The organism is Citreicella sp. C3M06 (genome assembly GCF_018860705.1).
Lineage (GTDB): Bacteria > Pseudomonadota > Alphaproteobacteria > Rhodobacterales > Rhodobacteraceae > Salipiger.
In genome coordinates this window covers 1-12,248 of sequence record NZ_JAHKQA010000103.1, presented here as the reverse complement: position 1 = coordinate 12,248, position 12,248 = coordinate 1, and the positions used below count along the sequence as shown (strand labels likewise).

Annotated in this window: 11 protein-coding genes; 7 read left to right on the top strand and 4 right to left on the bottom strand. The window is 55.5% G+C overall.

Features of this window, described 5'->3' with window-relative positions; translation table 11 throughout:
• Positions 1-190, top strand: a 190-nt coding sequence (locus tag KO516_RS23120) for a hypothetical protein (RefSeq protein ID WP_216006151.1), incomplete at its 5' end; no start/stop codon positions are given.
• 442 nt (positions 191-632) lie between these two features.
• Positions 633-1,016 carry a hypothetical protein gene (locus tag KO516_RS23115; protein WP_216006150.1) on the top strand — a complete coding sequence of 128 codons (384 nt, stop codon included), beginning with the start codon at positions 633-635 and terminating at the stop codon, positions 1,014-1,016.
• Between the two features lie 147 nt (positions 1,017-1,163).
• Here KO516_RS23115 and KO516_RS23110 read toward each other — a convergent pair whose 3' ends face one another.
• Complete coding sequence (locus KO516_RS23110; protein ID WP_216006149.1) at positions 1,164-1,595, bottom strand: hypothetical protein; 432 nt, start codon at positions 1,593-1,595, stop codon at positions 1,164-1,166.
• A 310-nt stretch (positions 1,596-1,905) separates the two neighbouring features.
• Here KO516_RS23110 and KO516_RS23105 point away from each other — a divergent pair, with 310 nt between their 5' ends.
• Entirely contained in the window at positions 1,906-2,829 is a 924-nt protein-coding gene (locus KO516_RS23105; protein ID WP_216006148.1) for a hypothetical protein, read from the top strand.
• 102 nt (positions 2,830-2,931) lie between these two features.
• Positions 2,932-5,745 carry a hypothetical protein gene (locus KO516_RS23100; protein ID WP_216006147.1) on the top strand — a complete coding sequence of 938 codons (2,814 nt, stop codon included), beginning with the start codon at positions 2,932-2,934 and terminating at the stop codon, positions 5,743-5,745.
• Here the strand turns inward: KO516_RS23100 and KO516_RS24860 are convergent.
• Positions 5,688-5,948 (bottom strand): MOSC domain-containing protein, encoded by a 261-nt coding sequence (locus tag KO516_RS24860; protein WP_371742142.1) that lies wholly within the window; start codon positions 5,946-5,948, stop codon positions 5,688-5,690. The genes KO516_RS23100 and KO516_RS24860 overlap by 58 nt on opposite strands.
• Positions 5,949-6,345: 397 nt before the next feature.
• Here KO516_RS24860 and KO516_RS23095 point away from each other — a divergent pair, with 397 nt between their 5' ends.
• The gene (locus KO516_RS23095; protein ID WP_216006146.1) at positions 6,346-7,854 is read left to right on the top strand and encodes a hypothetical protein; all 1,509 of its coding nucleotides are present in this window, start codon (positions 6,346-6,348) and stop codon (positions 7,852-7,854) included.
• Positions 7,851-10,163, top strand: coding sequence for a hypothetical protein (locus KO516_RS23090; protein WP_216006145.1), 2,313 nt, complete (start codon positions 7,851-7,853; stop codon positions 10,161-10,163). The genes KO516_RS23095 and KO516_RS23090 overlap by 4 nt, the downstream gene beginning before the upstream one ends.
• Positions 10,164-10,294: 131 nt before the next feature.
• Here KO516_RS23090 and KO516_RS24855 read toward each other — a convergent pair whose 3' ends face one another.
• Positions 10,295-10,510, bottom strand: coding sequence for a hypothetical protein (locus tag KO516_RS24855; RefSeq protein WP_371742143.1), 216 nt, complete (start codon positions 10,508-10,510; stop codon positions 10,295-10,297).
• 168 nt (positions 10,511-10,678) lie between these two features.
• Positions 10,679-11,104, bottom strand: coding sequence for a hypothetical protein (locus KO516_RS23080; protein ID WP_216006143.1), 426 nt, complete (start codon positions 11,102-11,104; stop codon positions 10,679-10,681).
• Between the two features lie 619 nt (positions 11,105-11,723).
• Here KO516_RS23080 and KO516_RS23075 point away from each other — a divergent pair.
• Positions 11,724-12,248, top strand: a 525-nt coding sequence (locus KO516_RS23075; protein ID WP_216006142.1) for a hypothetical protein, incomplete at its 3' end; no start/stop codon positions are given.

Below are 12,248 nucleotides of genomic sequence, written 5' to 3'. Positions count from 1 at the left end.
GATTTGTGCAACAAAGCCGGTCGGTGGTCTAAGCGAAGCACGGAAAATATTGCGTTCTCAAGAAGCAATACTGTCCCATTTGCGAGAAAAAATCGGCGACCACGAAGTCGTAAATATTTTAGGTTCAGATCACGCCAAGCCTCGCTTGGAAAGCATATTGTCGTGGGGCGCGGCAACCTTCTACTGTTAATGATTCTCACCATCAGCTGATCGTTAGATGCGCGTCTGTCGATATATTCTCCACAATCATGAGGTAGCTTTTTCGTGATCGGAGCGCCGCGAAGTCACGGTCGCTATTCACAGTTCGATAATGCCTGCGCTTTCCGGGTTGGCTTGGCAGGATGTATGTTTCCGCGATCGAGGCGTAATTCATTCGGGCGCTCAGCGAAAGTTTGGAATCGGCCGATACTTGCGGAGGTCTCTCAGGACTCGAAGCGGACATGCGGCAGCGCGGCGTGTCACGTTGCAACCTTGGCGGGGCCGCATGACGCGAGCGACCCGCAGTTGCCATCCATCTACTTGGAAATTTTGCGCTGCGGCTTCCCGGAACCTGCCAATGGGGCTTGCGAAATAAGTGTGGTGCAGCCTTACTATGAACAGGTGACATCCATTGCTGCGTGGAAAGGACTATTATGCACATCAATGCGGCCTCGTCCGAAGCCCTGCGTATTATTGAAAGTGACTATAGTGGCTCAAGTAAGCCTATCTCCATCAATCGAAGACCCGGAGGTGCGCAGCGCATGGACTGGTGGATGTCGGAAGGAAAAACCGAGTCCATTTCCCAAGATCGAAAGCGCTCTGCATTGCGCCTCTATCGGCATATTGCATCGCAGACTTCCATTGATCTTCCATTAAACACCTTTCCCGCTGCATTTGCCTTTAACGATCAAGCCCATTATCGTCCAGACAAATGGGTGATCAAAGCGCTGGTAAGGGCAGGTGCTCTCGAAGCGTGCCATTGCGAAGGAGAGCTTTGTTTTCGGCTTACTAATGCAGGCACCTATCTACTTTCATGAGTATTTCGGCCCAAACCGGACGTTGGCGAGGGCAGACCTCGCTGCGGCGCAGTTTCTCCGAAGCAGCCGTCTGCACTTGCGTGCAGCAATGTTCGATAGGTCATGGCGTTCGAGGCTGTGCTAAGTCCTCTGAGGGACGGCCGATATCTACGTCCGCGCATGAGGCGCACCTGCGGCGAGAAGCGGAGAGAAGTCGTTTGCCGCAGAAGCCTTGCGGACGTGCGAGGGATAGCAGTTCCCGAGCCCCTTCGAGAGGCGGTGCGTCGCGCGTGCCTGTTCATTCGTCAAGAGATAGAACGTCGGTGAGAGTGTTCGCAGATCGAGCTCAACAAAGAGGAAAAAGTCAGCATCACCTTTCGTAGCCATGTCGACCGGCCAGCGCGAAATCTCGGTTGGCCGTTCGAGGAACTGACGGGTCTTCACCTCGATTGATTGCGCCAAGCCATCCACCACAGCGATCAGGTCGTGCCCCGGCGCTCCCTCGGGGCTGGCGTAGGCCGCGATCCCTAAAGAATTTAGCTTCGCGAGGGCGAGGACCTCGCCGAGATTGCCGGATTGTTGGTGGGAAAGCTTCTGCATTTCAAATATTCCGGCGCGCGCCCCTCATTTTCCCCTATTGTGCTACGAGCGAGACGATCCCTGCAAGATGCGCAGCGAGGAAGAAGCGGGAGCTCCCGACGTGCGGCGCCGCGATCACACTTCTGCCGCTCGCGGACTTGGCAACGTCTTTACAGTAGCGTTTTCAGCACTGTAGGGTTTCGACGGCCCTTACCTCTCAAGAACATAATCAAATTTTTAATGTGTCCCATATTCCTCAGTTGCGCACCCTCCTTCAGGGCCAAAGTTGTCAATTTGAAGGCCGTTTACTTGAGTGGGGCGTATAGAAAAGATGCCAATTTTCGAGATTGAAAAAGATGATCTTCTTGGCCTTGATGATGGTCAGTTAGAGGAGCTAATTGCACGCCTTTGTGAGGCTGAAATCGCGGCAAAAGGCCATGCGGTTAGCAGCGTTCGTTGGGGTGGAAGTCTCACAGCGGCAGATGGCGGTATCGACGTTCGCGTAACTGTCAAAGAGCCGACCTTTGTGGGAGATTTCATTAGGCGCAGGGACACGGTCTACCAGGCCAAAGTGCCATCTATGGCACAGGCAGCCATCAAGAAAGAGATCTCAGGTAAGGACACCAGCAAAGATCTATTTCAAGAGTTGGCTATATCTCAGGGCGCATACGTTATCGTCAGTCTAAAAGATGACCTTGCGCCTGCCAAGCTGACAGAACGACGTAACCTCATGTCTGAAGAGGTGGACAAGCTTGTCACCCCAGGCTCCGTTGCGTTGGATTTTTTTGATCGCTCCACTCTCCATCAGTGGCTTCGTCAACATGTTTCCGTCCAACTGTGGGTTCGCCGCGCCTTGGGAACAACGCTCTCTGGGTGGCGGCCATTTGAGCGTTGGACGAACGTCCCACCTGATGCCGACGATACCTTGATCGTCGGAGAGGGGCTATATCTCTCGCTCCCCGGAAAGAACGCCGATCTACCATTGGTAGAAGGAATCCCCGCTGTCCATGATCTGATTTTGACCTCTTCAAAGTCTATCAGGGTGGCAGGGTTGTCAGGGGTTGGTAAAACCCGGTTCGTTCAAGCGCTGTTTGAGGAAGGGTTTGAAACTGATCCCCTCGATCGCACCAAGGTGATTTACGGAGACATCGGCTTCGGCGTGGAGCCCTCGGCAACCGTGATAGTTGACACACTGGTGGCCGAGAATAGAGATGCGATACTTGTTCTCGATAATTGCGCAAGAGATGAACATTAACTCATAGTTAACCGGATCGCTCGCACGAAATCAGAGATTAAGCTGATCACGATTGAATATGACATCCGTGATGACACGCCGCAAACCACTGAAGTGGTGCGATTGACCGCGCGCGGAACTGAAATCACTGAGCAATTAGTCGCAAGGCGATATCCTCAGCTTGGCAGTCTCAATGCGCGGCGTATTGCGGATTTCTCAGGCGGAAATGCTCGACTTGCCTTAGCTCTCGCCGATGCTCTGCCCGAGAACGTCAGTCTGGCTGGTTTGTCCGACGAAGAACTCTTCGAGAGATTGTTCGAACAAAGACACGAGTCTGACAATAACCTTCGTGAACAGGCTGAAGTCCTTTCCTTGGTCTACTCATTTTCAACGGCAGAAGACGAAGAGGGTGTAAACGAACTCGCTGTCTTGGGTGACCTTTGTGAGGTGAGCGCCCGGAGAATGGCACGGGCTTCAAACACCTTGCTCGAACGTCAGATCGCTCAACAACGGGGTCGGTGGCGCGCAGTCTTGCCCCACGCTATTGCGAACCGGTTGGCAGCCGATGCGTTGCAGCACATCCCGGTTGACGAAGTTTTACGGACGTTCGAAGGAAATGCCAGAGAACGACTGTTGAGATCGTTCAGCCGAAGGATTGGTTTTCTACATACAAGCCCTCAGGCGCGAGAAATCTCAAGGCGATGGCTTCAGCCAGATGGTCTTCTACACAAAGCCATGCAGCTCAATGAGCTTGGCGCTGTTATGCTCGAGAACATCGCTCCGATCGACTGCGAAAACGTTCTGCAATGCTTCGAAAGCCAAAAGGCTGAAATCCTTGCTGGGGCAAAAGACATCTACAAGCGAACGGAAGTTCGGCGCGCGATTTCACTGATCAGCAAGGTCGCATATGAGCCAGAGCTGTTTGACAGGGCGGTCTCTTTGCTCCTCGAAATTGCCGATGAGGAAGGTAGAGAGGCTCGCCAAGATGGGGCTCGAAAGCGTGTCCAGGCATTCTTCCAGATCCGTGGGTCAGGAACCCATGCAACGCTTCAGCAACGTGTTGATGTGCTTGAAGCGTGTATGGCCGATGGCGATAGGCACGGACTGGCTCTCGATTGCTTGGCTTCAAGCCTTAAGACTGGAAGTTTTGAGAACACCATTTTGGCAGAGTTCGGGGCGCGTCCACGTGATTATGGTGCCCGACCTTTTGGCGAAGAGGCAATAGCTTGGCTTTCGAGATTTCTGACCATTGCAGATCAGATGGCGTTTTCGCACGATGTTTCGGATCGAAAAGCGTGTCGAGGTATCATTGCGTCTCAATTCAGCGGTTTGTGGGGCATAGAAAAAATGCGTCCCATGCTGATTGAACTTGCCGGAAGGTTGCATGCTGACGGAGGGTGGCTGGAAGGCTGGCGCGCCGTGAAGGGCAAGCTTCATTACGACAAGTCGCGATCAAGCCGAGAAGGAAAAGCCGCGAAAGACGACCCGGAACTGGTCAAGCTTGGCGAATTACTTGCACCATCAGATCTTGAGGGACAAGTTCGGGCAGTCGCTCTTGCGGAAGGTCATCGCCTCTTTGCGTTGGATGAAGAGTTCGACCTCGACGATCCAAAAAAATACGAAGCTTCTGGGAAACGCTTGGCCGAAGAAGCATTTCGCCTTGGTCAGGACGTGGCGACCGATTCCGCTGTGTTTGACGCCGTCGTTGATGATCTTTTCGAGCAATCCCATGCCCCCAATCGCATTGCTTTCGGTCGTGGGTTGGCGGCAGCGTCCAGCAATCGACGCTTGCTGTGGGAAAAAGTCACCGAGCGCATAAAGGCGTTAGGCAGCGCAAATTTCGATGATTGCGTGCTCTCCGGAATTCTGAGGGAGATTTCTCAGGCAGAGCCAGCACTGGCCCAGAAACTATTGGATGAGATCGCTGAAGACGAGTTGCTTCGACGCAGGATAGTAGGACTAACCCCGGCCGACAACTTTTCACTCGAAGACTTTCAGAGGTGCGAGCGAGTATTTTACGCTATCGGTTTGGAAATGCGGGGTGTTGATAATTTGTTGTGGCGGGACAATTGTTCCGCCATAAGCAGGGAGGCTAAGGTCCGACTGGCGCACAGTATATTGGCCCGAGAAGGTGGTGCAGCTGTTCTGTTGCGCGCCTTCAGCATGATGCTGCATAGGACTGATCGCTCTATTGATACCCTCGGTCCAGAGCTGCGAGCTTCGGCTATTCAGGCTGCTGCAATCGTAATCGGCAACGATGATAGCGATCCGGGAGGAACAAGAGACTATGATCTCGAACAGGTTTTGAACTCTGCGTTGGCTTACCGCGGCACTGATGCAGAGGAGAAGCAACTGCTGGATGACCTATTCTCAACAATGGAAAGGCGATATGGCTTTTTCCCGCATTTCGAGAAGGCAATACAAGTCATAGCGAGGTGGCGGCCAGATGCATTCTTGGAGCGACTGATGGCATATGCTTCAAGGAAAGAGGATGATGACATCCACTGGATAGACAACTCCTTAGGAGAGCGCGCTCCTTTAGATGCGGTTAGTGCAGCTGAGCTGGCTGCCTGGTGCGGTAGGGGTAACGACGTCCGCCGTTGGAAACTTCTGGCCCGTGCCATTACCGTTTTTGAGGATGATAAAGAAGGCGGCATGAGGTTGTCGGAACAGGCGCGATCGCTCGTCCGCATGTGCCCGGAACCGGAGGCGATTATCGAGAACTTTGGTCTTCATCTAACTCCAAGGTCATGGTCAGGAAATAGGTCGGTGCATATTGAACAGAGAGCTGCCGGGTTGAGTGAGTTATTGAGATTCGAAGATTCAAGGGTAGTGACCGCGACTGAAAAACTGCTATGTCGCGCGGCGAATATTGCGGATCAAGAGCGAGAGCGAGAGCAGGAGGAAGACGCGGAGAGGGAGCAAACCTTTGAGTGACTTACGCGTCCTGCGCTCGACGTAGAGCAGCGATACCCGAAACATTTGTCCGTCCGCCGTCTGTGTAGGTCACGCTGGGATTGATGATGTGAACTGCATCGGATGTCCACTGTCATCGTGCGACAAGGGCGCCTCCGCGCGTGCAGAGAAAGCCTGCATTCGGCCGACTTCGACCAGCGGCCGTGGCAGGGCGGCGATGCCATGATTGCAGCACCATACGACCCGCAAGGTTATCGATCGCTGCGGCGCCTACTCTTTAGGTTTATGGCTTCTGTGGATATTCGAACATGCGAGCAACGGTTTTTCGAGACCGTTTCTTGCCTTCTCAGTTTCGTCGAAATCTTTAATTTTCCGGCTTCTCGTCACGCCCGGGGGTGCCCGCAAGGTTGCGCGAAGACGCCGAGGGCTGGCGTTTTGTTCCCCTCATGCAACTTCGGTCTGATCAAGAAATAAAACTGAAGCTTCACGGCGGTGGCGATACGAGCGCAGCGCGATCTATTGTTGCTGCAATTGGCCTGGCCTGCGCACCGCCGGAGGCTTTACCAATGGGTCACTTTCTGCCTATCCATCTGAAAGAATGTTTTGTTATTGTGAGGGATAATGGACTGGGCGGCGCAATGGACCGAAATCGGCGACCAGCGTGGGCTCGATCACCTCGCCATGCTGCGGCCGATCGAGGTCTGTTACCAGGGGCTCCTGCCTGGCCTCAGCTCGGTGACCACCCGCCTGCGCTATTACAGCTTTCATTGCTGGTGGCTTGATCGCTACGCCCGGGGAGGAGTGCGATACACTCCCGACGATTTCTTGCTTCACATTAGGCGCTGCGAGTTCCTATACGCGCTGGCCTCGACCAACGATCCTTCGATCCCAAGCGCGCTCACGGACGAGACCGGCCTGTCTGGTCGCCAAAAAGCGGCAAAGAAAATTGCGGTCCGGATTTCTGAAGATATCGATTTCCGCGTTGAGACGGACCGAGATACCCCTCAGGATGATCGCTATCTTGCGCCGCTCCGTGGTGACTTCAGCGGGATCTACGCCCCTCAGATGATCGAGATCGGCCTCCTGGGGCGCGGCCGGGAACACGGGCAGCCGGTTCCTACCGAGTTCGGCCGGGCTCTGGGGCGGGCCTTCGCTGAGAGTGTCGGCCCGGCAGGGCAAATCTTTGCGGATGCGGCCACCTGTGGGGTCATCTCCCGTTCGGATCTCAACATACTGGCGTGCTTCCGGCCCGGTGCCATTAACCCGGAAAGCGAAGAGGCAGCCCTTCTAAGCGACCTGCTGTTTGCCAGGGTGAACGAGGGGTCACTTCACTCCGCGCGGCGAGATACGCTTCGCGGCATCCTCGACCAGGCTGCCGGCCTTGAAAGGTCAGAAAAGGGGGTAAGCCAAGAAAGCCTGCGATGGCACTGGATGGACACCGCTCCAGATCCCGATAGCCCACGGTGGGAAAGCCATTCGCGCTGGCAGCACTACCAAGCGGGAGACACGACACGTGTTTGCTACGAGGCGCTCCTATCAGCGGTAACGCTTCGCGTGTCGCGACATCCTGGCGGAGCGCCGCTTCCTTTGATCACCCAAGAGATTACCGCGAGTCTCGAAGGGCAAGGGGCTCTCGGGGCATGGCTCGACGCCCTCCAGGAGGCGCGCGCAGGTGAGCCACTTCGGGAGCTTCAGTCCGACATGCTTGAAGAGGATACCAACCTCGCCACAATCCTGACCCCTGTTGCACGCCTGCGTCATATATGGTCCGGACGAACCGCTGATCTTTCGTTGTCCTATCCTGCCGGCACGTCTGCCCAGACCTGTCATTCCGAGCTTCAGTGGCTTGAGACCCATGCACATCTTCCTGCGCGGGATGCCCTGGCAAAGCTCATCAAGGATCGTGTGATCCGCCGTCACCTCTTGGTCGCTGCCAAGAAGTTTCGTCAGCAGAAAAGCTACACATACGTAATCGAGGTGGAAGGCGCGCGTCTTCAAGCACGCCGGATGCTCGATGTCGTCCCCAGCGGGCCACGTTTGAAAACCGCGATCCAATTCCTCGCGGATCTTGGACTGCTTGTAGATGGTCACTTAACCGGTGCTGGCGCCAAGGAGCTTGAGGGTGCATGAGGTATGACCAAGTCCTAAGACAGCCGGGCTACCATTCGGCCTTCTTTACCACTTACAGCTTCGATCCGGACCTGTTCGACGACGCGGTGCTTGTTGGGCTACACCACGCGGGATGCAAGAACGTGGTGGTGATTGCGGACACCGCCATGGTCAACCGATCTTTTGTAGAAATCGGACAGTCGCGTCGGGCCGGACGTGACTACCACCTCGCCAAGCGCTCGGTTCCCGGCGCCTTTCACCCCAAGATCACCCTACAACTCGGACATGATAGGGGCCGTCTGATGCTCGGATCGGCGAACCTTACCGGCCCCGGGTTGGCAGGAAATCTCGAGGTGGTATCGGTCCTCGAAGTCGACGAGGACAGAAACTGGGCCGCGCCTCTTATCGTCGCTGCCATTGACTATCTTTCTCACCACGCCTCTGACGAGGACGAGGCGTTCGCGCGTGCGATGCTTCGGGCCCGCCAACGGAGCCCTTGGTTGGCAGAGGTTGAGCGAGCGGATATCGTCAAGGACCCGGATGGTAGGCGCCATGCCTTAATCACGGAACAGTCTGCCAACGGTGTCGTCGCGTCTTTTGAAGCATTCGTGGGGGCGGACCAGGTTAGTCAGCTTGTGGTCGTTTCCCCCTTCTGGGATGCCAATCTCTCTTCCGCCCGAGGGCTTGCCGAGCGGCTTGGAGCGGAACACCTCTCCCTTGTTGTCGACCCCAAGGAGCAAGACTTCGGCGATGCAGCTCTTGCGGCGGTCGAGAACGCCAGCCTGCACTCCGGCGCCGATATAAGAGACGCCGGTGAGAGACGCCTTCATGCCAAGATGATCATCGCCCATGGAACGAATAAAGACTACGTTCTCTCGGGCTCGGCGAACGCTACCCGTGCGGGACTTCATGGCGGCAACGCGGAAGCCGGTCTCCTACAGGAGGAAGACCCGCGCAGCGCATTAGACAGGCTTGGCCTTTCTTCCTGCCTTTTGCACGAGATGCCCGTATCTGCGTTGCGCTTGCGGTCTCGCAGCGAGATGGACATCGAAGTCTCCGATCCAGTCAGGGACGGCGGGACCTTCACCTTTGAGAGCGGCAGAGTAGCATGGATACCGCCGGAAGGGTCTGATGCCTTCGAGTGCTTGGTCAGCCTCGAGAGTAGCTCCAGGCAGGAGCTTGCACAATTCACGCCAGAAGATGGTAGCCCGCCATTCCATTTCCCGGTGGGTAATCTCGACAGCCAACCGCGACAAGCCCGCGTCCTTTTTCCTGACGGCGTAGTGAGTGCGCCGGCGCCCATCAGTTTCCTGCGGCAGCTGGCTCGCAATGCCGAGCCCTCCATGCCACGCGCTCAGCGACAACTCCTCGAAGCTATCGAGAGTTACGGCCAGATCCACATCGACGCCTATGACCTCGTGGCCCAACTCGAGGCGATGGTGGATCAGGGCGCCCGTCGTAAAGGCGGATCGCGAAAGACAAAGGCGTCGGATCAAGACGATGCTGAGGAGAAGCATCGCGACATGACCGAAGAGGAGTTTCTCGCGCTCGACGATGCGAAAGGGCAGGGGGAAATGGAAGACGCCGACCGCTTTAGCGCCTACGGAGAGCTCCGTCGGCAGATGAACCGCATCCTGTCGATCAGCACATCCACGGTGGAAGAATTCGCCGACCTTGAGGATGAGGCCAATGATCTTGCGCTCAGCGAGAACGTAACCTCACCCGATCCGGATCAGGATGATCAGAAAGCCAAAAGTGCGAGCGATGAGATAGTAGCGACCGACGCTCCCCCGCGTCGAGCGCGACGTTCTGGAGAAATCGAAGCTGACATGGAAGGTCACATCCGAAGCTATTCAGAGCGGATCGTTGGGGAGGACCCGCTGTCGATAAGAAACGCCGCGATCCTTCGCCTCCTCGTTATGACGCTGCTGGCAGATGCCGCGCCTGCCGGTGAAGCTGCCAGTCCCGAGCGCCCCGTGGCCGCGGCGCACGAGCGTGGCGGCTGGGTGCGAATGCTGGGTCGGCTTCTTGTCGCGCACCATTCCGAATGGCCGAGTAGTTCGGTCCTCTCTGGTCAGCTCGATGCCGAGCGGATTGAGGCACTCGGCCTAACGCTGTTCACCTCCATCCTTGCCTCGGAGGCGGCTCAGATCGAGAAGATGGCACCCTCTGTCCAAAAGCCACTTGCACAGGTAAGTGCAAGTATCGCGCGTGACTGCCAGGTAGCAACTGAGGGTAATGGGGATGCACGCGGCCACCTTGAGCATTCCGTTGCCCGCCATGCGGCGTATTATGCAGTTCTCGTCGCAGGCCTTCGACAAGCTGCCTAATGGTTTCGGCCTATCCAACCGGCATTGAAGATCTTGTCACCCGGATGAAATGCCAGCGACTCCGCGTCTGGCGTCGAAATCTCCCAGGTCAAGCATTGGGGTTGACCTGCTCCCCGAATAGTTCCCGTTCTTTAGTTCGCCCTGTTCAGGCTTCGGTCCTCTACTGATCGTCGGTGACACTCCTGCGGTATAGGCCTGTCGAGTCTCATTTGGGGCCAGCGATGGTCATGATCGGTGCGCGAGACCGCGATCAGCTCTCGGGCATGGCGCAGGTTGGCAGACTGATGCTGGTTGCGACCCTCGTCGCAGCGGCAACTCTTGGAGCTCTCGACGAAGCCGCTACACATGGGCTTGTTCAGGACGATGTAGTGCAATTCGATCTTGCGATTTTCCTGCCAGCGGAGGTTGGCATTGGAAGTTTGCTCTGACCCGTTGATTTCTAATCACCATACACGAATATTCGGTGCAGACCTTCTCGTGCATTGAGGGCGATATTTGAAATCATCGAATTTATATCAGTTCTGGCGCATGCGATATCTCCTTGCAAGTGAGAGGTTGGAAATGAATTCTGAAGTAATATTCATAACCTCGTGGGCAGAAAGATTCAAATGTGCCGCGATGAGTGGAAGATGCCTTTCGAGAAATGCAGCCACTGCGCGGCCCATCTGAAGCGGCTGGTCTACCAAATCATTAAAGTGAGTAACTGTGATACTTGGACTCGAGAGATATTGGGCCTTGAGAGAAGTTTCTTCAAGCGGCACAGATGGTAATCCTTTGCGAACAAGGTGATGGCTTATCATCAGGTATGGCTTAGCGGAAAAGATTTCGGTCCGCGTGACGCCCAATATGTGCCGACGTCCGCCATGGTCAAATATGTAGATCCAAAGTGAACTGGAACGTTGATAAGCATTGATGCAATGGTAAGGGATAGGGGGTTTCATTCTTATTCTCATATTTCGGGTTCAGCATATTGGGCGTCACGGAGCGGAGTTGCTGGTCAGTTCGTCGACGCTTCGCATGAGATTGCTACGATTGGCTGAGAGGGAAGAAATTTCTCAGAAAGGTCATGTTGGCTGCGCCCTCGGCGTGCTTGGGCTCTGGCGGTGCGTTGCACAAACTGCCTGGAGCGTCGGTTCGGTGGACATGAGGATCAGCCCATCGAGGGGGAACGGCGCCTGAGAGACGTTGCGGCTTCGATGGCCCTCAACGTCTCGTCCAGGCTTGGTGCCGCGGACCTGATTGGTGCCGACTTGAGGGCTCTGAGGGTCGCTAAGGTGGTCTCTTCCGTATCGATTTCTAACGATTTTTCTGAGTGCTAAAAATCCTCTCTATCCTCAGACTTCATGGCTGTTTTGTTGTAATTAAATCAGTATGTTAGGCATTATTATTCGCCAATAATGCGGAGCTGCCGTTCACCGATGCGGTGCCGCCCCATCCACTTGCGGACCTCGTGGAGCGCGATGCGGATACGTTGGAGAAGAGCGCGGAATGTGTCGCGATTTCCGTCACAGATCGGACATACCTATTTTCCGCCCTCCACTCGCAGAAGGAGGTGAATTTATGTCGCTCGATAATGGTATGGTCGTTGTTTCATGGCCACTGGCCGAACACATCCTCGGCCTCGATCTCAGCGCGCCGACATTGAGGCTCGTGTTCTCGATGCTGCATCAACTTGATCTTTCCGGGGCCTGCGGACCCGAAGGTCTGGAAGAATGTCCGGTGATCTGGGCAAGCTGTGCCGACCTGCGTGAGCGGGTCGGTCCAAAACGCAGCAAGGGCTCGCGCGAAATACGCGCAGCTGCCCAGGCGCTCAAGGCTGCCGGGATGGTCGAACAATTTGCCTTGCTGTCTAATTCGACAACCTTGCAATGGCAATTCTCAGCCTGGATCAGGGAGGACATGCGCAACAGGTTCGCAGGCCAATGGGTGCTGGTCGACCTTGAGCAGCTTGGGAGCCTTTCAACAGCGCTGAGGATAAACCTCTATCTGAACCTTCAAAAGGTTCGGAAATCAAGTGCCCCAGAGTTCTTCATTTTTTACGACGAGGAGAGAACCGCGGAGGCCAATAGGGTCAGGATTCATAAC